The sequence below is a fragment of the Streptomyces spiroverticillatus genome (assembly GCA_014650415.1).
Classification (GTDB): Bacteria; Actinomycetota; Actinomycetes; order Streptomycetales; family Streptomycetaceae; genus Streptomyces; species Streptomyces spiroverticillatus.
Window position 1 is genome coordinate 1 of record BMUX01000008.1, and the last position, 22,129, is coordinate 22,129.

Consider the following 22,129-nt stretch of genomic DNA (forward strand, 5'->3'; position numbering starts at 1 on the left):
CCGTCAGGTCATCGGCGAAGTGCCGGTCGCCAGTGGCGTCGGGCACGTACTTCACACAGACAACGATCCTCAAGCTCACGCCGAGTCTCCTTACACATACGGGTGTCGCACACGGAGCGGTCGCAGAACGCGCACGATGGATGTCTCGAACATATGGCACTGAGTACCCTCTGTAAATGCATTGAGTGCCACATTTGTGGGTTCCGGTGTTACGTTCCCCGCATGACCGAGGTGCGTAGGCGGCGCAAGCCGGCGGGAGAGGCCCCCGAAAGTGAAGCCTCACAGGACGCCTCAGCGGGGGACGTGCCCAAGGCGCCCATGCGTGAAGTCCTGGCGGAATCCGCGTTCGCGCTCTTCCTGGAGCGCGGCTTCGAGCGGACGACCGTGGACGACATCGTGGCGCGGGCCGGAGTGGGACGCCGCTCCTTCTTCCGGTACTTCCCGTCCAAGGAGGACGCGGTCTTCCCCGACCACGACCGCTGCCTCGCCGACATGACGGCCTTTCTGGAGGCCGCGGGCGACGCCGAACCCGTCGGCGCGGTGTGCGACGCCGCCCACCTGGTCATGCGGATGTACGCCGCGAAGCCCGAATTCTCCGTCCAGCGCTACCGGTTGACCCGCGAGGTCCCCGGTCTGCGCACGTACGAACTCTCCGTCGTACGCCGTTACGAACGCACCCTCGCCGCCTACCTCCGCACCCGGTGGAACGGCGCCCCGGACGGCGCGCTGCGTGCCGAAGTGGTCGCGGCGGCCGTGGTCGCCGCCCACAACAACGCCCTGCGCACCTGGCTGCGCACGGGCGGCGAGAGCGACGCGGACGCCGCCGTCGAGCACGCGCTGGCCACGGTGCGCGAGGTGTGGACGGGCGGGCGCGCCCCGGCGGGGGAGACCGACGGGGACGAGGTCATCGTGATGGTGGCCCGCAAGGGGGCACCGCTGTGGCGGGTGGTCCAGCAGGTCGAGTCCGCGCTGACGGACGAGCGGGACTGACTCGGTCCACCAGGAGGAGCGGACCGAACGACAGCACTGAGTGCCGTACTTGACGGGCACTCAGTACCGCACGCCTTATGCCTGCGTACCGCGCTTCTCCCAGTCCGCGCGCGTGAGCTCGTACTCCACCTCGCCGTGCTCGGAACCCTCGATCGGATCGGGCCAGTCGCCGGTGAAGGCACGCAGGAAGCTCAGGCCCGACTTCTCCATCACGCTCCGGGACCTGGTGTTGACCGCCATGGTGTTGGCGGTGACCCGCTCGACGCCGAGTTCCCGGAAGCCCTTGTCGATCAGCGCGCGCGAGCCCTCGGTGGCGTACCCCCGGTCCCACGCGGCCCTGTTCAGCCGGTAACCCAGCTCGACCACGAAGGGGCTGCGGTCCTCCAGCGGACAGAACTCGAACCAGCCCAGGAAGGTCCCCGTGGCCTTCTCCTCCGCCGCCCAGTAGCCGCGGGTCCCGAAGTGCGGGTAGGTGTGCAGGAGTCTCGGCACGGTGCGCGTCCGGACGACCTCCGGCGAGGTCGGCAGGCCGCCGGTGATGAAGCGCATGACCTCGGGATCGCGGTCCAGCGCGCACAGGCCGTCGGCGTCGGCCTCGGTGAACGCGCGCAGGGTGAGCCGGTCGGTCTCCAGGAAGGGATTCATGTCCCGAGCTTCCGGGGCGGCGGTCCCTCCCGCCAGCGAATATCGCCCTTTCGGTGCCGGCCGCCGTCCCCAGGCCGAGACCAGCGGCGACGTGGCCAGGTCGAGGCGGCCGGTGGCCACGTTCGCCAGATGCCGGTCGATGTCCGCGTCGGTGGCGATGCCCGCCGCCACGAGCCGGCCGCGGATCTGACGTACCGTCGCCGCCTCCAGGACGGTGCAGGCGGGGGACGTGATGGGGAAGTACGCGTCCGCCTGTACGTCGTCGAGACCGGCCTCCCGGAGCAGGCGGGGCAGCGTCCTGCCGTACGCGAGGTCCGCGCCGCGCGCCGCCATCAGCTCGCGGAAGCCGTTGCGCAGACGGTTGGCGAGGCGCTGCTCGGGACCGTACTCGTCGGGGCAGAGCAGCGGCTGCAACCCCGGATCGGCGTCCTCGAGGAGCAGTACGCCGCCGGGGCGCAGGGCCCGGACCATCCGGCGCAGCGCCTCGGCCCGGTCCACCACGTGCACCAGCACCAGCCGGGCGTGCACCAGGTCGAAGCCGCCCGGCGGCGGGGGATCCGCCGCCACGTCGTGCTGCCGCACCTCGACATGGGGCCGGTCAAGGTCCCGTACCCAGGACACGTCGATGTCCGTGCACAGCACCTCTCCCGTGGTGCCGACCCGCGCGGCCAGCCCCAGCGGCACGGACGGGCCGCCCGCCCCGACCTCCCACACGCGCATGCCCTCGGTGAGGCCGACGGCGTCGACGTGCCGGAAGGTCACCGGGTCGAACAGCTCCGACAGCGCGCCGAAGCGGATGCCCGCCTCGGACTGCTGGTTGTCGAGCAGGTAACCGGTGTCCGGGGTGTCGTGGTGGTGGTTGCCGTCGCGCTCGGGCATGCGTCGTTCCTGCCGTCTTGGGTGTGTTTGCGGGCTCTCCCAGTTGAGCACGTCCGCCGGGCGCGGGCGGAGCCGGAGGGCGCCGTCGGTCATGATCGCCGGGGACGTAGGCTCACCGATCGATCCGCCGAACCGTGAACCGCCCCTGGAGGACAGCAACATGACCGAATCCACCGCGCCCACCGAGCCCGCCGCGCCCACCGAGCCCGCCGCGCCCACCGAGCCCGCCGCGCCCACCGAGCCCGCCGCGCCCACCGAGCCCGCCGCGNCCCGCCGCGCCCACCGAGCCCGCCGCGAGCCCCCGCACCGTCCTCGTCATCGGCGGCGGCACAGCCGGGTGCGCGCTCGCCGTGCTGCTGCGCAGATCCGGGATCGCCGTCGACCTGGTCGAAATACAGCCGGACGGGAACGCCACCACCGGTTCCGGGATCACCCTCCAGGGCAACGCCCTGCGCGTCCTGCGCGAGGTGGGCGTCTGGGAACAGGTGAGCGCGCAGGGCTGCGGCACCGACGGCGTCACCGTCGCCGCCCCCGACGGCACCCCGATCTTCACCCAGCAGGACATGCGCTCGGGCGGCGACGACCTCCCCGCCACCCTCGGCATGCGCCGTCCCGCGCTCCAGCAGATCCTCATGGACGCCGTGCGGGAAGCGGGAGTGGCCGTCCAACTGGGCTGCTCCGTAGAGAAGTTGCTCCAGGACGACACCGGAGTCGACGTGACCTTCACCGACGGCACGACCGGCCGCTACGACCTGGTGGCGGCCGCCGACGGACTCCACTCCGCCACCCGCGAACTCATCGGCGTCCCCGACGTGCCCACTCCCACGGGCATGGCCGTCTGGCGCACCACCACCCCGCGCCCGGAGGGCATCGAGCGCACCCAACTGGCCTTCGGCGGAACGGCGTTCATCGCGGGCTTCTGCCCCACCGGCGACACCACCCTCTACGCCTACCTCGTCGAGAGGAACCGCGACCGGGACTCCCTCGACCCCGCCTCGTACGCCGACGAGATGCGCGCCCTCGCCGAGGGCTACGGCGGCCACTGGGAGACGATCCGCACCGCGATCACCGACCCCGACCAGGTCAACTACACCTGGTTCCACCGGCACTTGATCGAGGGCGCCTGGCACCGGGGCCGGGTCGTGCTCGTCGGCGACGCGGTCCACGCCTGCCCGCCCACCCTCGCGCAGGGCGCCGCGATGTCCCTGGAGGACGCGTACGTCCTGGCCGAGCTGCTCGGCGGATCGGACACCTGGGACGACGCCCTGCTGACCGCGTACCGGGACCGCCGGATGCCGAGGGTGCGGATGGTCGTGGACGCCTCGATCCAGCTCGGCCAGTGGCAGCTGGACGGAGTGCGGGACGCGGACGTGCCGGGACTGATGGGCCGGACCATGACCGTACTCAAGGAACTGCCGTGAGGTGTGGGGCTGCTGTGCCGCGGTAGGCCCGTGAGCCGTCAGACGGACTGACTCCGGCGGCCGCACACGTGCGCGCAGCGGCGGGCCGCACCCTGGCGGGCGGTGCGCAGACGGTGCATCGTGGCGTGGCGGCGGCGTCTCCACTCCGTGCGGGGGAGGCCCGCGCGGGGGCCGCCGCCCGTCATCAGGGCGTTGACCGAGGAGTGGGGGTCGGCGCCCATTCCCTTGGCGACGAGGACCCCGACCAGCAGCGGGACGAGCGCGACCGCGAGTGCCGAACCGGCGACGGTCACGTGGCGCAGGTGAGTGCGGTGCGCGGCGGGTGCGGTTGTTGAGGTCATGACCGTATTCCACCGGCGGGGGCGGCGCGGGGGATCGGTGCGGGTACTCAGGTGAGGGGGACGGGGTACTCAGATGAGGGCGGGGCCGGAGTCGGGTGCGGCCGGGGTGGAAACGGCCGGGCCGGGAACGATCGGGCGCACCCGGATCAGATGCGGTCGGGCGCATCCGGGGTGTCCAGTCGGGCGAGCCAGGCCGTGAGGGTCCGCTCCAGGTCCTGCGCCTCGGCGGCGTCCAGCAGGTCCAGCAGGCGGCGTTCGTTGCGCATGTGGTCGGTGAAGGCGCGGTCGATCAGGTCGCGGCCCTGCGGGGTGAGGGCCACGATCCGGCCGCGCCGGTCGACGGTCGAGTCGCGGCGGACGACCAGGCCCGCGCGCTCCAGGCGGTCAAGGCGTTTGGTCATCGCGCCGGTCGTGACCATGGTGTGCTCGGCGAGTTCGCGCGGCGCCCGCTCGAAGGGCTCACCGGCCCGGCGCAGCGCGCACAGGACGTCGAACTCGCCCTCGTGCAGACCGTGTTGGTCGTACACGCGGTACAGCTCCTGGGTGAGCCGGTCGGCGAGCCGGTGCAGGCGTCCGATCACGCCCTGCGGGGTCACGTCCAGGTCGGGCCGCTCGCGCCGCCACTCGGCCTGGATGCGGGCGACGTGGTCCGGTGGAAGGCGGTCCGGGGCGGAAGGCGTATTCATGTGTTCCACAATAACTTCCCGGGAAGCTACATTGGGTCCATGGAAGCCAATCTGCGCGGGGTGGCGCTGACGGCGGTCGCACCGGTCGCCTGGGGGACCAACTACTACGTCACGCACGAGTACCTCCCCGCCGACCACCCCCTCTACGGAGCCGCCCTGCGCGCCCTCCCCGCCGGGCTCGTCCTCCTGCTCCTGTGCCGGAAGCTGCCGCGCGGGGCGTGGTGGTGGCGGTCGGCCGGGCTGGGGCTGCTCAACGTGAGCGTGTTCTTCGTCCTCGTGTACGTCGCCTCCCAGCTCCTGCCGACGAGCGTCGCCTCGACCGTCATGGCGGTGGCCCCGCTGGCGATGATGCTCATGGCCTGGCCGCTGGTGGCGGAGCGGCCCGCGCTGCTCCACCTGGCGGGGGCCGTGCTCGGGCTGGCCGGTGTCTGCCTGATGCTGCTCACCGGGGCGGAACGGGTGAGCCTGCCCGGGGTCCTCGCCTCCGCCGTCGCGATGGTGGTGTCGTCCTTCGGGTACATCCTGGCCAAGCGCTGGAACGACGGTACGGACGTCCTCGCCTCGACGGCCTGGCAGCTCGTCGCCGGAGGGCTCCTGCTGCTCCCGGCCGCCGTGCTGGTGGAGGGCCGGCCGCCCGCGCTCTCCGCCGCCGCGCTGTGGGCGTTCGCGTACGTCACCCTGGTGGCGACCGCGCTGGCCTTCACCGCGTGGTTCGCCGGGCTGCGTCAACTGCCCGCAGGGACCGTGGGGTTGATCGGGCTGCTCAACCCCGTCACCGGTGTCCTGCTCGGCACGGCGCTGGCCGCCGAGTCGCTGACCTTGCAGCAACTGGGCGGCCTGGCGCTGGTGTTGACCGGCGTCGTGCTCGGCCGACCGAAACCCCCGGCCTGGTTCAGGCGTGCTGGAGGGCCGCCGCGTCCGGGCGCAGGGCGCGCAGCCGGGTGGTGGCGTGCCACAGGCAGTACACGGCTGCGGTCCCGAGCACGCCCCGGACGATGTTCCACAGCACCCAGGGATCCTCGAAGCGCTCCCGCACGGACGCCGGATCACTGATCCGGGCCGGGGCCCCGGCGGCGGCCAGCTCGTTGTTGAGGGGCACGTTCGCCGCCGAGGTCACGGCGATCACCAGGACGTACAGCACGAGCGCGGCAACCACCCACCGGGCGGCGGGAGTTCGCCGCTGCTGCCAGGCGGACACCGCGATCAGGATCAGCGCACCGAAGAGCCCGGCGAAGAACACCGGGTTCTCGATCACCACGTTGATGTTCTGCATCACCTCGATGTAGACCCGGTCCTCGGAGCGGGCCAGGGCGGGCATCACCCCGCAGGCGAAGGCGTACCAGACGCCCGCCACCAGTCCGGCGGTCACCGTCGCCGCTCCGAGAACCGTCTTGTGTGCCGTGTGCTTCGTCGTCATGAGGGACAGTCAACTGCCTTGCGACGCACGGGAACATGCGTGAGAGGCGCAGGCGCATGTTCCCGCGTCCACACTCCGCACGAAGGTCAGGAGACCTGTTCCGACAGCGGGCCCGTCAGGTCGTCCAGGATGTCCGCCGTGTGGTTGCTGACCAGCCGGCCGCTCCACCGGTCGACCAGCGCGGGCACGGCCGGGGCGCCCGTGAAGGGGTGCACGGTCGCCTCGTACGCGCTGAGCAGCGCCGCGTGAGCCTCGGGGGCGTCGGCGGGGCGCTCCGGGACGGTGGTGACGTACACCGAACCCTTCAGCCCGAGCAGGGCGACGGCGCTCAGCAGGGCCCGCGACTCGGGGCACCCCTCGGTCAGGAACAGTTCGTAGCGGTGCGGCGCCGGATAGAAGCCCCCGGCGCGGTCGACGCCGATCCGGCCGCGCACCAGCGGCGTGGGCGTGTCGGCGGAACAGGGGATGCGGGGCGTACAGGGAAGGGAGCTGCGGGCAGTGGTCTCGGGCATGACTCTCCTCGGGGGCACACGTGTCCCCCTGTTTCGTCGCGTGTCGGACATATGAACTCTCGAACCCGCCCGAGAGCACTAATACGCGCTGGAGACCCGCTGAAGGTCGATGTGCAGTCGCCTTGTCAGGCCGTTCCAGGGCATGTCCACCGGTCCCACCTCCGGGTCCGCGCGACGCGGGACCACGCTTGCCCCGCCGCACCGGCGGAACCCGGTCGTCACCCGGGGCACCCCGTCGCGGCGGAAGGGTTGCCTGCCAGCGGGCCGGGGCCGATGACCGCCGGGAGGGGTGCTCGCAACCCGCCCGGAAGCGCTGACAATCGTGACCGTCCCGGCCAGTCTCCGGGCCCCTCCGAAGCCCGTCAAGGAGGCCGCTTCGGCCATCTCACGTGCTGGGCGGCGCCGTTGACATTCGAATCCGGCCGTGGCTAAGTTGCGGCGCATCGGCGGAAGCGAAGCCCCTCGGGGGCGGAATGGTGACGGTGGGCGAGATGGACGCAGCTGAGGGGTTGGCCGTATGGCGCTCCCACGGCCGTGTGCCGCTCTGCGCGGACCGCTCCGTCGACCTCCTGCGCGTCAACAGCGCACTGTGTACGGCCACGTGCCGCACCGCCGGTCACTGAGCCCTGTCCTCGGCTGACGTCGTCGGCCGACGCCCCTTTGCGGGCGGGCTTGTGACGCGTCGTCAGGTCAGCTGAAAGCGACATTCCTCGCGTACTCCGTGCCCGTCCGTCGGACGGCCGCACCTTCCGACGTCGCCGCCCTCGCGGTCGTACGTCCCCCTCCTCCCCGTCCCCGCCCCCGTACGCCCCCGCACGCCGGGACCCGTCGCGCCGCACCCGGCCCGACGGCGGCCCGCCTGCGGTACCGCGTGCGCGGTGCGGGGTCCGAATCCGCTGGAGCCCTCCATGAGTGACTCTCCCGGTGTCGCCGTGTCCTCCGGCACGGCAGCGACCGCCGAGACGATCCCCCGTCCCGAACCGGCCGCGTCCGCGCCACCACCTCCCGAACTCCCGAAGAAGGCGTCGGCCTCCGCAACGCCCCCGAAGGCGCAGCGCGTGCTGCCGCTGCGGCGGCCCGGCCGCTGGATCGCCACCGCGATCGTCCTCGTCCTCGCGGCCCAGTTCGTCCACGGCCTGATCACCAACCCCTTCTACCAGTGGGACCGCTTCCAGTACTGGTTCCTGCGCCCCACCATCCTCGACGGGCTGCTCATCACCCTCGAAGTCACCGTCTACAGCGCGGTGTTGGGCCTCCTCGGCGGCATCGTGCTCGCCGTCGCCCGGCTCTCCGACAGCCCCGTCCTGCGCACCGTCAGCTGGGTGTACACCTGGCTGTTCCGGTCGGTGCCGCTGATCGTCGTCCTGCTCTTCCTCTACAACTTCAGCGCGCTGTACCAGACGCTCAGCCTGGGCATCCCGTTCGGCCCCGCCTTCTTCACCTTCGACGAGAACCGGCTCGCCACCGACATGGTCGTCGCCGTCGTCGGCCTCAGCCTCAACGAGGCGGCGTACGCGGCCGAAGTGGTGCGCGGCGGGCTGCTCTCCGTCGACCAGGGCCAGCACGAGGCGGCCTCCGCGCTCGGCCTGCCCAAGCGCTACCAGTTCGCCCGGATCGTCTTCCCGCAGGCCCTGCGCTCCATCGTGCCGAACTACGTCAACCAGCTGATCGGCCTGGTCAAGGCCACCTCACTGGTCTTCTACGTCTCGCTGCTCGACCTGTTCGGCTCGGTGCAGAGCATGGGCAGCACCTACCCCGGCGACATCGTGCCGCTGCTCCTGGTCGCCACCACCTGGTACCTGATCCTCACCAGCGTCGTCTCCGTCGTCCAGTTCTACGTCGAACGCCACTACTCGCGCGGCGCCCTGCGCACCCTGCCGCCGACCCCGCTCCAGAAGGTGCGGACCGGCCTGAGCGAACTGCGGGCCCGGGCCCGGAGGGAGACCGCGAAATGACCACGGCCGAAGCAGTCGACGTACGTCCCGCCGCCGTCGAAGTGCACGCAGTGCACAAGTGGTTCGGCGCCCAACACGTCCTGGACGGAGTGGAGTTGACCGTACGGCCGGGAGAGGTGACGGTCGTCCTCGGGCCCTCAGGATCGGGGAAGTCCACGCTGCTGCGGGTGATCAACCACCTGGAGAAGCCCGAGGCCGGGCACGTCAGCCTCAACGGCGAACCCATCGGGGTGCGCCGGCACGGCGAACGGCTCAAGGAACTGAGCGAGCGCGCCATCCTCGCCCAGCGCGGCCGCATCGGCTTCGTCTTCCAGAACTTCAACCTCTTCCCGCACCTGAGCGTCCTCGACAACGTCGCCGCGGCCCCCGTCGCCACCGGGAAGCTCACCAAGCCCGAGGCGCAGGCACTCGCCCGCGACCTGCTCGGCCGGGTGGGGCTCGCCGACAAGGCGGACGCGTATCCGCGCCAGCTCTCCGGCGGACAGCAGCAGCGGGTCGCCATCGCCCGTGCGCTCGCCCTGCGCCCCGGCGTGATCCTCTTCGACGAACCGACCTCCGCACTCGACCCGGAACTGGTCGGGGAGGTGCTGGCGGTCATCAAGGACCTCGCGCGCAGCGGCACCACGCTCGTCATCGTCACCCATGAGATCGGCTTCGCCCGCGAGATCGCCGACCGGGTGGTCTTCATGGACGAGGGCCGCATCGTCGAACAGGGCCCGCCCGCCCAGGTGTTGGACCACCCGGAGCACGACCGGACCAGGGACTTCCTGAGCAAGGTGCTCTGAGGTTCCCGCCTCTCTCCTTCCTTCCTTCCTTCTTGTACGTCCCGCCACACGACCCCGACAAGGACAGCCATGCGCACCCTCAGTCTCCGCAGCACCTTCCGCCGAGGCGCCGCCACCACCGCGGCCGTCGCCGCCCTCGCGGTCACCCTCACCTCGTGCGGCGGCGACAGCGGCGCCGTCGCCAGGACCGACAGCGCCAAGGACGGCACCCTCACCGTCGGCCGCCTCTCCAACGGCGCCGCGAAGGAGACCACGGTCAAGGTCGCCGAGGTGAAGGAGATCAGCGCCAAGCTGCCCAAGAAGATCGTCGACAGCGGCAAGCTGGTCGTCGGAGTGGGCGCGCTGCCCGCAGGATTCCCGCCGCTCTCCTTCATCGGTGAGGACCAGAAGACCCTCACCGGCGCCGAGCCCGACCTCGCCCGGCTGATCGGCGCGGTCCTCGGCGTCGAGGTCGAGATCAAGAACTCGACCTGGGAGAACATGTTCGTCGGCGTCGACAGCGGCAAGGTCGACGTGGCGATCTCCAACGTCACCGTCACCGAGGAGCGCAAGAAGAAGTACGAGTTCGCCTCCTACCGCAAGGACAACCTCGGCTTCGAGGTGCAGAAGTCCAGCACCTGGAACTTCAACAACGACTACCGCAACCTCGCCGGCCGCACCGTCTCCGTCAGCAACGGCACCAACCAGGAGAAGATCCTCCTGGAGTGGAAGGCCAAGCTGGCCAAGGAGGGCAAGCAGCTCAACGTCAAGTACTTCCAGGACCTGAACGCCACCCACCTGGCGCTGGCCAGCGGGAAGATCGACGCCTACTTCGGGCCGAACCCGGCCGTCTCGTACCACATCGCCTCCACCGCCAAGACGCCGAAGCCGACGCGCAGCGCGGGGACGTTCTCGGGTGCGGGCGAGACCTTGCAGGGGCTCATCGCGGCGACCGCGAAGAAGGGCAGCGGGCTGTCGAAGCCGCTCGCCGACGCGATCAACCACCTGGTCAAGAACGGCCAGTACCCGAAGACGCTGGGCGCCTGGAACCTCTCCAACGAGGCGCTCACCACCTCCCAGATCGACCCGCCCGGGCTGCCGCTGGACAACTCGTGAGCCGGATCCGTACACGACAGAGCGAAGGGTGAGGAGCGACATGTCGACAAGTGTGGAGCAGGGTCGGACAGAGGTCCTGGGAGAGCCCGGCCGGACCGAGACCCCCGGTGATGTGCATGTGCCCGGTGATGTGCATGTGCTGGACAACGCCGCGTGGGCCGCGCTGACCGGGCCGCACGCGCACTTCGCGGAGCGGCTCGGGAGGGCGGCCCGGTATCCCGCCGGGGTCTCGCCGTTCACCGCACTGGAGGACCCCGCGGACCCGCGCGCCTGGGCGGACCTGGCCCGGCTGGTCGGGGGGCCCGGTGTGGTGACCCCGGTCAGCGGGGTGCTGGAGGTGCCCGAGGGCTGGGGCGTCGAGCAGAGCATCGCAGGGGTGCAGCTGGTCGACGCCGGGCTGCGGGCCGAGCACGCGCCGGAGGCGGTACGGATCGGGGCGGCGGACGTGCCCGAGGTGCTGGAGCTGATCGCGCTGACGCAGCCCGGGCCCTTCCTGCCCAGGACGGTCGAGCTGGGGACGTACCTCGGGGTGCGCGACGAGGACGGCAAGCTCATTGCGCTGGCCGGGGAGCGGCTGAGGCTGCCCGGGTGGACGGAGATCAGCGCGGTCTGCACGCACCCGGAGTACCGGGGCAGAGGGCTGGCCACGCGGCTGGTGCGGGCGGTCGCGGCCGGGATCCGGGAGCGGGGCGACGTGCCGTTCCTGCACACCGGGGCGCACAACGTCAAGGCGATCCGCCTGTACGAGTCCCTCGGCTTCCGGCTCCGCCGCAACGTCCGCTTCCTCCTCCTCCGCACTCCGGACGCGTGAGCGTTCCCCGCACCCCGGAGGCGTGAGCGACCCGCCCCGACACCCCCAGGAAGGAACACCATGAGCACCACCCCGCCCCTCCACCTCGCCGTCGCCCTCGACGGCACCGGCTGGCACCCCGCCTCCTGGCGCACCCCGGCCGCCCGCCCGAACGACCTCCTCACCGCCGGGTACTGGCGCGACCTGATCGCCGAGGCCGAGCGCGGGCTGCTCGACTTCGTCACCGTCGAGGACGGCCTCGGCCTCCAGTCCTCCCTCCTCCTCGACCCCGACGACCGCACCGACCAGGTCCGGGGGCGGCTCGACGCCGTCCTGATCGCCGCCCGTGTCGCCCCCCTCACCCGCCACATCGGCATCGTGCCGACCGTGGTCACCACCCACACCGAGCCCTTCCACCTCTCCAAGGCCCTCGCCACCCTCGACTACGTCAGCAGCGGGCGGGCCGGCCTGCGCGTGCAGATCTCCGCCCGGCCGAACGAGGCCGCCCACTTCGGCCGGCGGACGGTCGAGCGGCTGCCGGACGGTGACTACAACACCCCCGCCGGGCAGGCGACCGTGAGCGGCCTGTTCGACGAGGCCGCCGACTACGTCGAGGCCGTACGGCGGCTCTGGGACAGCTGGGAGGACGACGCCGAGATCCGTGACGTCGCCACCGGCCGCTTCATCGACCGGGACAAGCTCCACTACATCGACTTCGAGGGCGAGCACTTCAGCGTCAAGGGCCCCTCCATCACGCCGAGGCCGCCGCAGGGACAGCCCCTCGTCACCGCGCTCGGGCACGCCTCCGTCCCGTACCGGCTCATCGCCCGGTCCGCCGACGTCGGGTACGTCACCCCGCACGACGTCGACCAGGCGCGGGCCGTGGTGGCGGAGATCCGCCAGGAGCAGGCCGCCGCCGGACGCGCCGACGACACCCTGCACGTCTTCGGGGACCTGGTCGTCTTCGTCGACGACGAACCCGGCGCGGCGCGGACCCGGCTGGAGCGGCTGGACGCGCTGGCCGGGGAGGCGTACACGAGCGACGCACGGATCTTCACGGGGACGCCCGCCGAACTCGCCGACCTGTTGCAGGAGTTGCAGGCGGGAGGCCTCACCGGCTTCCGGCTGCGTCCCGGCAGTGTGGCCGAGGATCTTCCGGCAATCACCCGGGGGCTCGTGCCCGAGCTCCAGCGCCGGGGCGCCTTCCGGACCGCGTACGAAGCGGACACCCTGCGCGGGCACCTCGGGCTGCCCCGCCCCGCCAGCCGTTACGCCACCGCGAGCGCCTGACCCTCCGTCAACTCACTCTCGTACAAGAAGGACCGGATCATGAGCAAGCCGCTCAAGCAGATTCACCTCGCGGCCCACTTCCCCGGCGTCAACAACACCACCGTGTGGAGCGACCCGGCGGCGGGCAGCCACATCGAGTTCCGTTCGTTCGTGGAGTTCGCGCAGATCGCCGAGCGGGCGAAGTTCGACTTCCTGTTCCTCGCGGAGGGGCTCCGGCTGCGTGAACAGGGCGGGAAAATATACGACTTGGACGTGGTGGGGCGGCCCGACACCTTCACCGTCCTGACCGCGCTCGCCGCCGTCACGGAACGCCTCGGGCTGACCGGCACCATCAACTCCACCTTCAACGAACCCTACGAGGTGGCGCGCCAGTTCGCCTCCCTGGACCACCTCTCCGACGGGCGCGCCGCCTGGAACGTGGTCACCTCCTGGGACGCCTTCACCGGCGAGAACTTCCGGCGGGGCGGATTCCTCCCGCAGGAGGAGCGGTACTCGCGGGCGAAGGAGTTCCTGGCGACCGCGCACGAGCTGTTCGACTCGTGGCGCGGGGACGAGATCGTCGCCGACCGCGAGAGCGGAGCCTTCCTCGCGGGCGCCAAGGCCGGGGCCTTCGAGCACCGGGGCCAACACTTCGACATCCAGGGCCAGTTCAACGTCCCGCGCAGCCCGCAGGGGCGGCCGGTGATCTTCCAGGCCGGTGACTCGGAGGAGGGGCGCGAGTTCGCCGCGTCGAACGCCGACGCCATCTTCAGCCGGTACGCCACCCTGAAGGAGGGCCAGGCCTTCTACGCCGACGTCAAGGGACGCCTCGCGCGGTACGGGCGAGCGCACGACCAGCTCCTCATCCTGCCCGCCGCGACCTTCGTCCTCGGCGACACCGAGGCCGAGGCACAGGACGCGGCCCGTGAGGTGCGGCGGCTCCAGGTCAGCGGGGCCACCGCCATCAAGCACCTGGAGTTCGTCTGGAACCGCGACCTTTCCTCATACGATCCGGACGGCCCCCTCCCGGACGTCGACCCGGACCCCGGTGAGCACACCGTCGCCAAGGGCCGTGCCCAAGTGCGCATGTACCGCGACCCGTTGGCGATCGCCCGCGAGTGGCGGGAGAAGGCCGAGGCCAACAACTGGTCCATCCGCGACCTCGTCATCGAGACCGGCAACCGGCAGTCCTTCGTCGGGACACCGGAGACCGTGGCGACCGAGATCAACGACCTCGTGCAGGGCGACGCCTCCGACGGCTTCATCCTCGTCCCGCACATCACCCCCGGCGGCCTCGCGCCCTTCGCCGACAAGGTCGTTCCGCTGCTCCAGGAGCGCGGCGTCTTCCGGACGGAGTACGAGGGGACCACCCTGCGGGACCACCTCGGCCTCCACCACCCCGACGCGGACCTCGGCGCTGAGCGGGTGGCGTCGTGAAGTTTCTCGCCATCACTCTGATCGTGCACGCCCCGAACCCGGTGACGGGCGTGCAGAAATCCACCCAGGAGCGCTTCCGGGAAGTGCTCGACAACGCCGTACTGGCAGAGGAGTTGGGCTTCGACGGCTTCGGGGTGGGGGAGCGGCACGAGCGGCCGTTCATCTCCTCCTCGCCGACCGTCGTACTGAGCCACATCGCCGCCCTTACCCGGCGGATCAGGCTCTTCACCGCCGTCACCACGCTGAGCCTGCTGGACCCGGTGCGGGCGTACGAGGACTACGCGACGCTCGACCACCTCTCCGGCGGACGGCTTGACCTGATCGTCGGCAAGGGGAACGGGACCGCGCAGCGCGACCTCTTCCAGGTCACCACCGAGGACCAGTGGGAGCGCAACGCCGAGAGCTACGAGGTCTTCCGGCGGATCTGGCGGGAGGACAAGGTCACCGCCGACACCCGCTTCCGGCCGCCTCTGAAGGAGGCCGAGGTCTGGCCGCGGCCGTACCAGCAGCCCGTACGGGTCTGGCACGGCAGCGCGACCAGCCGCGAGTCGGTCGACCTCGCCGCCCGGTACGGCGACCCGCTCTTCTCCGCCAATGTCACCAACCCCATTGAGCCGTATGCCGAGTTGATCCGCTACTACCGCGAGCGGTGGGAGCACTACGGGCACGACCCGGCCCGGATAGCGGTCGGCGCGGGCAGCGCCGGCTTCTACGCGGCGCGCACCTCGCAGGAGGCGCTGGCCGCGTACCGGCCGGTCTTCGAGGGGAACCTCGCCGTGCAGCGGAGGCAGGGGCTCACGCCCGTGTTCACCACGCTGGAGGACTTCGTGGAGCGGAGTTCGGCGCTGGTGGGCAGCCCGCAGCAGATCGTGGAGAAGGTGCACCGCTACCACGAGCAGTTCGGGCATTCGGTGCTTCATCTGCATGCGGATGCCGCCGGTTTGACGGACCGTCAGCACAAGGACTCGCTGACCCTCTTCCAGTCGGACGTCGCGCCCGTGCTGCGCCGGGAGATCCCGGATCCGCCGTTCGCGTGGGGGCCGGTGTTCGGGGATACCGCCGCCGAGCCCGTGAACGTACGGGACGAGACGCCCGTACCCGTCCACCCCTGACCCGCCACCGAGGAGTACCGCCCATGCCCGCCACCCCTCTCGGCGTCCTCGACCTGGTGCCGATCGCGTCCGGTTCCACCGCCGCCGAGGCACTGCACCGGTCCATCGATCTGGCCCGGCAGACCGAGCGCTTCGGATACACCCGCTACTGGTTCGCCGAACACCACCTCAACCCGGGCGTCGCCGGAACCTCGCCCGCCGTCGTCCTCGCCCTCACCGCCTCCGCCACCTCCACGATCCGGATCGGCTCCGGCGCGGTCCAGCTCGGGCACCGCACCGCGCTGTCCACGGTCGAGGAGTTCGGGCTCGTCGACGCGCTGCACCCGGGGCGGCTCGACCTGGGCCTCGGGCGCTCCGGCGGGCGGCCGCCCGCGTCCACCGCGCCGGTGCCCACGACGACCCCCGTCGTCGACGGGCGCACCCCCAACGGGCTGCGCATCCCGCCCCGGTTCTCCTTCGAGCACCTGCTCGGCTCGCCGAGGGTCGCTCTCCAGAAGACCCTGCTCCAGCAGCCGAACGCCGAATCGCAGGACTACGGCGAGCAGATCGACGACATCCTGGCGCTGCTCGCCGGGACCTACCGGTCGGCGGACGGGATCGCCGCCCGTGCCGTTCCCGGCGAGGGCGCGGACCTCCAGCTCTGGATACTCGGCAGCAGCGGCGGCCAGAGCGCGTCGGTCGCCGGCGCCAACGGGCTGCGTTTCGCCGCGAACTACCACGTCAGCCCCGGGACGGTGCTGGAGGCGGTGGAGGGGTACCGGGCGGCCTTCCAGCCCTCGGACGTCCTGGACAAGCCGTACGTCACCGTGTCGGCGGACGTCGTCGTCGCCGAGGACGACGCGACGGCGCGCGAGCTGGCCGAGGGGTACGACCTGTGGGTACGCAGCATCCGTACGGCGGAGGGGGCGATTCCGTACCCGACGCCGGAGGAGGCGCGGGCCCATGTGTGGACGGACGCGGACCGGGCGCTGGTCCAGGACCGGGTGGAGACGCGCTTCGTCGGGACGGCGGGGCGGGTCGCCGATGATCTGGCCCGGTTGCGGGAGGCGACGGGGGCGGACGAGTTGCTGATCACGACGATCACGCATGATCATGCGGCGCGGGTGCGGTCGTACGAGTTGCTGGCGCAGGAGTGGGTCAAGCGCTAGCCCTGTTCCCCAGCCCCCTTGGGCGGCGGGGCCGCCCCCCCCGGGGGCGGGACGGGCGGGCAAGGGGGCGGCCCGCCCGATACCGGGCCACCCCCGTTCCGCCCCCGCCGACACCGGCCGCGCCCCTCACGCCGCCCCCAACTCCAGCCGAGCCCCCTCCCACCGCCCCCGCAGCCGTCGGTCGTGGCTGACGACGACCAGAGCGCCCTCGTACGCAGCCAGTGCCTCCTCCAGCTCCTCCACCAGCACCGGTGACAGGTGGTTCGTCGGCTCGTCCAGCAGCAGCACATCCAGCGGAGCCGTGACCAGCCGCGCCAGCGCGAGCCGCTGCTGCTGGCCCGTCGACAGCCTGCCCACCGGCACCTCGAACATCTCCTCGCCGAAGAGCCCCAGCTTCAGCAGCCGTTCCGCGTGCTCCTCCGGCTGACCGGGCCGGCCGTTGCCGAACGCGGTCAGCAGCGGCATCCGCGGAACGGTGAAGCGGGGTTCCTGCGGGAGGTACCCGATCCGGCCGCGCCTGGTCAACTCACCGCCAGAAGGCGCGAGTTCACCGGCAAGCACCCTCAGCAGGGTCGTCTTGCCCGCCCCGTTCGGCCCCGTCACCAGCAGCCGTTCGCCGGAGCGCAGCTTGAGGTCCGTGGGTGCCAGCCGGTCGGCGACGTGCACACCGGACGCGTCGACCACCGCACCCTCCAGGCGCACACCGCCCAGCACCGGCGAGAAGTGCAGCGGCTCCGGCGGCGTCGGCACCCGGTCGGCGAGCAGTCGGCGAAGGTGTTCCTCCGCCTGGCGCACCCGGGTCGCCTCCGACGCCTGCACGCGGTTGCCCGCCATGCCGTACGCCATCTTGTTCCGGTCCTTCATGGCGCGGCCCGGCACCACCTGGTGTGCGGTGGTCGCCAGCCGCGTACGGGCGTCCGCCACGTCGGTCACCCACTGGGCGTGGGCCCGGATCCAGCGCTGCCGGGCGGCGGACTTCTCGGTGAGGTAGCCCGCGTAGCCGTTGCCGTAACGGACGACCGTACGGCGGTCGGCGTCGACCTCCAGCAGGGTCGTGGAGACGCGCTCCAGGAAGACCCGGTCGTGCGAGACGGCGACCGTCGTGCCGCGCCGGGCGCGCAGGTGCTCCTCCAGCCAGTGCAGGGCTTCGGCGTCGAGGTGGTTGGTCGGCTCGTCCAGGAGGAGTACCTCCGGGGCGGCGGCGAGCAGCGCGGCCAGCCGCAGGCGGACCTGTTCGCCGCCGGAGAGGGTTCCGGCGGTGCGGTCGCGGGCGAGGAGGCCGAGGCCGAGGCCGTGCAGGGCGCGTTCGACGCGGGCGTCGGCGTCGTAGCCGCCGCGCACCTCGAAGGCGGTCAGCAGCGTGCCGTACGCGGACATCGTGGCGTCGTCCCCGTCGGCCATGGCGGCTTCCAGGCGGCGCAACTCCCGCTCCATGGAACGGAGTTCACCCAACGCCCGGTCGATGACGTCCTGGACGGAAATCCCGGGCGGCAGTTCCTCGTCCTGGGCGAGGTAACCGACACCGCCCTCTGCGCGGACGACGATCTCGCCCTCGTCGGGCTGGACGGCACCCGCGAACAGGCGCAGCAGGGTGGTCTTGCCGGAGCCGTTCTCACCGACGATTCCGGTGCGCTCGCCGGGGGAGAGGGAGCAGGTGACCGCGTCGAGGATCGTGCGGCCGTTGAAGGACTTAGTGACGGAGAGAGCGGCGAGCTGAGTGGTCTGAGTGGTCTGCATGGGCATACGTGGGCTCCGAAGCATTCGGGGACGGAGCGGCCGGTACGGGACGTACGGACCGCGAGGTCTGGGCAACGCTTCGGATGAGCATCGACGACTCCGTTAGTGCGACAACAGTTGCGTTAGGATCATGACATGGAGTCTCCGAGGATGGCAACAGGCAACCGGACCGGCCCGTCCACCCCGTCCACCCCGTCCACCCCTTCCGCGACGCCCGGCGCCCCCGCCCGCCGTCCCGGTGGCCGTACCGCCCGTACGCGGGCCCTCGTGCTCGACGCCGTCCGGGCCCAGCTGGTCGAGCACGGCTACGACGGCCTCACCGTCGACGCGGTCGCCGACCGTGCGGGCGTCCACCGCACCACCGTCTACCGGCGCTGGCAGGACGTCGGCGGCCTCCTCGCCGACCTCCTCACCCTCGGCGCGGACGACGACTGGCAGCCCGCCGACACCGGCACCCTGCTCGGCGACCTGGCCGCCCTCAACCACGAGGTGCACGCCTCCCTCACCGAACAGCCCTCGATCGCCGCCGCCCTGATCGCGGTGTCCTTCCGCTCCCCCCAGGCGGCCGAAGCCCTGCGCGACTTCTGGGAGGGGCGGTACGCGCAGTGCGAGACCGTGGTCGACAGGGCAGTCGTACGGGGCGAACTCCCCCCGGGCGCCGACGCCCGCGCCCTCCTCGTCGCCGCCACCGCCCCCCTCTACCACCACCTGGTCCTGCTCCGCTCGGCCCCCGACCCCGAACTCCCCGACCGGGCGGCCCGCACCGCCGTCCTGGCGGCATCGGCAGGGGCTTTCACCGGTTGACCACCGTAAAACCCCTTCGCCGTGGGGAAGTTCGACCTGCTAGGTATCGGTCATGACCACATCAGCGGAAGCCCAACTCCACGCCACCCTTGACGACTTGCTCGCCGAACGCGCCTGCGAGCGCCTGATCCTCGACTTCGTGCACCGGCTCGACCTCGGCGACCCGGGCTCGGCCGCCGACCTGTTCACCCCCGACGGCGTCTGGGAGTGGGCCGAGGGCGACCGGACCGTCCGGGGCCGCGACGCCCTGCGCGCCTACTTCGGCGCCCGCCCCGCCGACCGGCTCTCCCGCCGCGTCACGACGAACGTCCGGGTCACCCGTACCTCCGCCACCACGGCCACCGCGACCAGCTACTTCACCACCTACCGCGTCGACGGCCACACCGGCGTCGGCATGGTCCCGCCGCGCCCGCCCACCCAGGTCGGGTACTACGAGGACGCCTTCCGCCGTGTCGACGGGCAGTGGCTCCTCGACCGGCGAGGCACCTTCCTGACCTTCGCCGGACCGACCGAACACCTGAGGCAGGCGTAGCCGCCGGCAGCTCGTCACTCCCCGCGCTCCATCCTCCCCACCAGGCTCCCGTCCAGGTCGGCCAGCAGGTCCGCCGGGTCCGAGTAGACCTCCGTTGCTCCGGCCTCCTCCAGGTCCGCGCGCGGGATGCCGCCCGCCAGCAGGGCCAGCGTGAGCACCCCCGCCTTCGTGCCCGCCCGCATGTCCCACACCGTGTCGCCGACGAACACCGCGTCCTCGGGCCCGCATCCGGCGATCTCCAGGGCGCGGTGCACCGGGTCAGGGGCGGGCTTGCCCTGCGCCACGTCGTCCGCGCTCGCGACGCCCGCGATCACGTCGTCCGCGTCGATCGCCCGGCGCAGCGCCTCCAGTTCTGGGCCGCCCGCCGAGGTCGCCAGGACGATGCGCCAGCCCCGGGAGTGCAGGGTGCGCAGCAGTTCGCCCGCCTTGGGGAGAGCGGGGAGGCGGTCGAAGTAGGTGCCGTACAGCGTGGAGTGCGCGGCGCTCAGGCCGTCGTCCTCGTCCGGGTCGTGCTCGTCGCCCAGCAGGTGCGCGATCAGGTCCTCGGAGCCCAGGCCGATCGCCCGGTGGACGTCGTGCATCCGCACCTCGTGACCGGCCTGGCGGAAGGCCTCCCACCAGGTGACCACGTGCAGGTGGTTGGTGTCGGCGAGGGTGCCGTCGACGTCGAAGAGCGCCGCGCGGGGCATGGCGTCGTCCTTTCCGGTGGGGTTCAGTGGCCCAGGGCCTTGGCGAGCTGGGCCTTCGTCATCGTCGAACGGCCCTTGACGTTGCGGGCCCTGGCCTCCGCGTAGAGCTGGTCGCGGGTGGGGCCCTGCGCGCCCTTGTGGGAGTTCAGGCCGCCTCGGCGGGAGGACGAGATGTCCTGGGTCGAGGTCTTGCTCGCCTCCTTGGACTCACCGCTCCTGGCCCGCTCCTTGTTCACCGTGCGCGCCGCGATCTCCTCGGCACGCTTCTTGCTCTCGCCGCGCTTCTGCGCACTGTCCTTGATGTGTTCGTACTGCCGTTCGCGCTTGGCGCTCGATCCTCGCGGCATGGCTCGACTTCCTTTCCGTGTACGAGGGAGTTACGTACGTCACGCGTCCCGTGCCGTCAGCCGGAGCTGGAGTTCGACCTCCTGGTCGCCGGACGCCGAACCCTGCTCCTCCACGGTGAACGCCGAGGTGAGGGCCTTCCGCAGCCGGTCGACCGCCACCGGAGTGCCCTGGAGCTCGGCCGTGACGGCGCCCTTCAGCCCCGTACCGGACAAGGATCCGGAGGCGTCGGAGGCGGCCACGAAGGACTCCGTCCAGGTGTCGGAGCCGGCGTCCGGGCCCCCGCCGGGGGTGTCCGACGAGCGGCCGGAGGCGAAGGCCGAGCCCAGTGCGGACAGGACGGTGCCCGCGTCGTCGGAGGTGCAGTCGCTCAGGACGACCTGCACCAGGTCGGAGGTGTCGTTCGTGGGCATGGGATGCCTTTCAGTTTGCTCAAGCACAGTCTTGGCAGGTGTTCAGAGTTCGCGCAGCGCGGGGAGCAGCTCCTTCTCCGCCCAGGAAATGAACGGCTGCTGGTGCTCGCCGCCCACCTGGACGAGGGCGATCTCGGTGAACCCCGCCTCGGCGTACGGACGTACCGCCTCGATGAAGTCCTCGACCTTCGCGCCGCAGGGGATCGCCTCGGCCACGTCCTTCTCCGTGACGAACTGCGTCGCCCCGGCGAAGCTCGTCGGCCCCGGCAGCTCCGCATTCACCGGCCAGCCGCCCGCGAACCAGCGGAACTGGTCGTGCGCGCGGGCGATCGCCGCGTCGCGGTCGGGGTCGTAACAGACCGGGAGCTGGCCCACCCGGGGCTTGCCCGCGCCGCCGTGCCGCTCGAAGGACTCGATCAGGCCGGCCTTCGGCTCGGTCGCGATGACCAGGTCGGCGAGACGTCCTGCCAGCGAGCAGGACCGCTCGCCCGAGACCGCGATGCCGATCGGCGGCAGTTCGTCGGGGAGGTCCCAGAGCTTTGCGTTCGCGACGTCGAAGTGGGTGCCCCGGTGGTTGACGTTGCCGCCCTCGAAGAGTGCGCGGATGATCTCCACCGCCTCTTCGAGCATCTCCAGCCGCACCCCGGCCGACGGCCAGCCGGTGCCCACCACGTGCTCGTTGAGGTTCTCCCCCGAGCCCAGGCCCAGCCGGAACCGCCCCTCGGAGAGGAGCTGCATCGTCGCCGCCTTCTGCGCGATCACCGCCGGGTGGTAGCGGACCGTCGGGCAGGTCACGTACGTCATCAGCGGAATCCGCTCGGTGGCCTGCGCCGCCGCGCCCAGCACGCTCCACGCGTAGGGCGCGTGGCCCTGCGAGTCCAGCCAGGGGAAGTAGTGGTCGGACGTGACGGAGAAGTCGAAACCGGCCCGCTCGGCGGCCACCACGTCGTCGACGAGCGCGCGGGGACCCGCTTGTTCGGTCATCATCGTGTAGCCAATTTGCACCATTGGGTGCGTGTAGCCGGTCTTGTCCGCCGCCAAACCTGGTCTCCGCCAGGGGCGGACGCCTTACCCCGATTCCCGTCCGCCACCCCCTGCGACGTGCGCGAGGCCCGTGTTTCCTCCCG

At 71.6% G+C, this 22,129-nt stretch carries 21 protein-coding genes, 3 pseudogenes and 1 riboswitch; of the genes and pseudogenes, 13 read left to right on the forward strand and 11 right to left on the reverse strand.

The features are described from left to right. The first annotated feature begins 318 nt into the window (after positions 1-318). A complete protein-coding gene (locus IE269_RS21620) occupies positions 319-990 on the forward strand; it encodes a TetR family transcriptional regulator (RefSeq protein ID WP_189824736.1) in 672 nt (223 codons plus the stop codon). Between the two features lie 75 nt (positions 991-1,065). Here the strand turns inward: IE269_RS21620 and IE269_RS21625 are convergent, their stop codons facing one another. Together IE269_RS21625 and IE269_RS21630 are read right to left on the reverse strand one after the other, a co-directional pair. After that, positions 1,066-1,635 (reverse strand): GNAT family N-acetyltransferase, encoded by a 570-nt coding sequence (locus tag IE269_RS21625; RefSeq protein ID WP_189825041.1) that lies wholly within the window; start codon positions 1,633-1,635, stop codon positions 1,066-1,068. A gap of 57 nt (positions 1,636-1,692) precedes the next feature. Next, a pseudogene (locus IE269_RS21630) lies at positions 1,693-2,514 on the reverse strand (class I SAM-dependent methyltransferase); the annotation flags it as partial. A 296-nt stretch (positions 2,515-2,810) separates the two neighbouring features. Between IE269_RS21630 and IE269_RS21635 the strand changes: the two are divergent. Then, positions 2,811-3,935 (forward strand): annotated as a pseudogene (locus IE269_RS21635) (FAD-dependent oxidoreductase); the annotation flags it as partial. A 38-nt stretch (positions 3,936-3,973) separates the two neighbouring features. Here IE269_RS21635 and IE269_RS21640 read toward each other — a convergent pair. Together IE269_RS21640 and IE269_RS21645 are read right to left on the reverse strand one after the other, a co-directional pair. Beyond that, a complete protein-coding gene (locus tag IE269_RS21640) occupies positions 3,974-4,276 on the reverse strand; it encodes a hypothetical protein (protein ID WP_189824737.1) in 303 nt (100 codons plus the stop codon). Between the two features lie 146 nt (positions 4,277-4,422). Then, positions 4,423-4,962 carry a MarR family winged helix-turn-helix transcriptional regulator gene (locus IE269_RS21645; RefSeq protein WP_189824738.1) on the reverse strand — a complete coding sequence of 180 codons (540 nt, stop codon included), beginning with the start codon at positions 4,960-4,962 and terminating at the stop codon, positions 4,423-4,425. A 39-nt stretch (positions 4,963-5,001) separates the two neighbouring features. On the opposite strand from IE269_RS21645, the gene IE269_RS21650 reads away from it, so the two are divergent. After that, positions 5,002-6,015, forward strand: a complete 1,014-nt coding sequence (locus tag IE269_RS21650; RefSeq protein WP_189824739.1) for a DMT family transporter — start codon at positions 5,002-5,004, stop codon at positions 6,013-6,015. On the opposite strand, the pseudogene IE269_RS21655 reads toward IE269_RS21650, so the two are convergent. Then, positions 5,981-6,379, reverse strand: a pseudogene (locus IE269_RS21655) (anthrone oxygenase family protein); the annotation flags it as partial. The gene IE269_RS21650 and the pseudogene IE269_RS21655 sit on opposite strands and share 35 nt — an antisense overlap. 86 nt (positions 6,380-6,465) lie before the next feature. Further along, complete coding sequence (locus IE269_RS21660; RefSeq protein ID WP_189824740.1) at positions 6,466-6,891, reverse strand: glutathione S-transferase family protein; 426 nt, start codon at positions 6,889-6,891, stop codon at positions 6,466-6,468. A gap of 179 nt (positions 6,892-7,070) precedes the next feature. Next, a riboswitch (SAM riboswitch) is annotated at positions 7,071-7,170 on the reverse strand. A gap of 629 nt (positions 7,171-7,799) precedes the next feature. Here IE269_RS21660 and IE269_RS21665 point away from each other — a divergent pair. The 8 genes from IE269_RS21665 to IE269_RS21700 all read left to right on the forward strand — a co-directional run bounded on the left by IE269_RS21665 (position 7,800) and on the right by IE269_RS21700 (position 16,482). Next, a complete protein-coding gene (locus IE269_RS21665; protein ID WP_189824741.1) occupies positions 7,800-8,846 on the forward strand; it encodes an amino acid ABC transporter permease in 1,047 nt (348 codons plus the stop codon). After that, positions 8,843-9,631 (forward strand): amino acid ABC transporter ATP-binding protein, encoded by a 789-nt coding sequence (locus tag IE269_RS21670; protein WP_189824742.1) that lies wholly within the window; start codon positions 8,843-8,845, stop codon positions 9,629-9,631. Before IE269_RS21665 ends, IE269_RS21670 begins: the two co-directional genes overlap by 4 nt. Before the next feature lie 69 nt (positions 9,632-9,700). Beyond that, positions 9,701-10,726 carry an ABC transporter substrate-binding protein gene (locus IE269_RS21675; protein ID WP_189824743.1) on the forward strand — a complete coding sequence of 342 codons (1,026 nt, stop codon included), beginning with the start codon at positions 9,701-9,703 and terminating at the stop codon, positions 10,724-10,726. A 40-nt stretch (positions 10,727-10,766) separates the two neighbouring features. Then, a complete protein-coding gene (locus tag IE269_RS21680; protein WP_189824744.1) occupies positions 10,767-11,537 on the forward strand; it encodes a GNAT family N-acetyltransferase in 771 nt (256 codons plus the stop codon). 60 nt (positions 11,538-11,597) lie between these two features. Beyond that, positions 11,598-12,806 carry an LLM class flavin-dependent oxidoreductase gene (locus IE269_RS21685; RefSeq protein ID WP_189824745.1) on the forward strand — a complete coding sequence of 403 codons (1,209 nt, stop codon included), beginning with the start codon at positions 11,598-11,600 and terminating at the stop codon, positions 12,804-12,806. A gap of 39 nt (positions 12,807-12,845) precedes the next feature. After that, positions 12,846-14,222 carry an NtaA/DmoA family FMN-dependent monooxygenase gene (locus IE269_RS21690; RefSeq protein WP_189824746.1) on the forward strand — a complete coding sequence of 459 codons (1,377 nt, stop codon included), beginning with the start codon at positions 12,846-12,848 and terminating at the stop codon, positions 14,220-14,222. After that, positions 14,219-15,334: an LLM class flavin-dependent oxidoreductase gene (locus IE269_RS21695; protein ID WP_189824747.1), complete on the forward strand. Its 1,116-nt coding sequence runs from the start codon at positions 14,219-14,221 to the stop codon at positions 15,332-15,334. Before IE269_RS21690 ends, IE269_RS21695 begins: the two co-directional genes overlap by 4 nt. 23 nt (positions 15,335-15,357) lie before the next feature. Continuing rightward, positions 15,358-16,482 carry an LLM class flavin-dependent oxidoreductase gene (locus IE269_RS21700; protein WP_189824748.1) on the forward strand — a complete coding sequence of 375 codons (1,125 nt, stop codon included), beginning with the start codon at positions 15,358-15,360 and terminating at the stop codon, positions 16,480-16,482. 126 nt (positions 16,483-16,608) lie between these two features. On the opposite strand, the gene IE269_RS21705 is transcribed toward IE269_RS21700, so the two are convergent. Continuing rightward, positions 16,609-18,219 (reverse strand): ABC-F family ATP-binding cassette domain-containing protein, encoded by a 1,611-nt coding sequence (locus IE269_RS21705; RefSeq protein WP_229898040.1) that lies wholly within the window; start codon positions 18,217-18,219, stop codon positions 16,609-16,611. Between the two features lie 150 nt (positions 18,220-18,369). On the opposite strand from IE269_RS21705, the gene IE269_RS21710 reads away from it, so the two are divergent. Next, positions 18,370-19,023, forward strand: a complete 654-nt coding sequence (locus tag IE269_RS21710; protein ID WP_189824750.1) for a TetR/AcrR family transcriptional regulator — start codon at positions 18,370-18,372, stop codon at positions 19,021-19,023. A 52-nt stretch (positions 19,024-19,075) separates the two neighbouring features. Then, positions 19,076-19,555: a nuclear transport factor 2 family protein gene (locus tag IE269_RS21715; protein WP_189824751.1), complete on the forward strand. Its 480-nt coding sequence runs from the start codon at positions 19,076-19,078 to the stop codon at positions 19,553-19,555. Positions 19,556-19,569: 14 nt separating this feature from the next. Here IE269_RS21715 and IE269_RS21720 read toward each other — a convergent pair whose 3' ends face one another. Genes IE269_RS21720 through IE269_RS21735 form a run of 4 tightly spaced genes read right to left on the reverse strand, consistent with a single transcriptional unit; the run spans position 19,570 to position 22,010 of the window. After that, entirely contained in the window at positions 19,570-20,244 is a 675-nt protein-coding gene (locus tag IE269_RS21720) for an HAD family hydrolase (protein ID WP_189824752.1), read from the reverse strand. 23 nt (positions 20,245-20,267) lie between these two features. Beyond that, a complete protein-coding gene (locus IE269_RS21725; RefSeq protein WP_189824753.1) occupies positions 20,268-20,591 on the reverse strand; it encodes a plasmid stabilization protein in 324 nt (107 codons plus the stop codon). Positions 20,592-20,630: 39 nt separating this feature from the next. Next, entirely contained in the window at positions 20,631-21,002 is a 372-nt protein-coding gene (locus tag IE269_RS21730) for a hypothetical protein (protein WP_189824754.1), read from the reverse strand. Positions 21,003-21,044: 42 nt separating this feature from the next. Then, positions 21,045-22,010, reverse strand: a complete 966-nt coding sequence (locus tag IE269_RS21735) for an LLM class F420-dependent oxidoreductase (protein WP_189824755.1) — start codon at positions 22,008-22,010, stop codon at positions 21,045-21,047. Positions 22,011-22,129 lie beyond the last annotated feature (119 nt).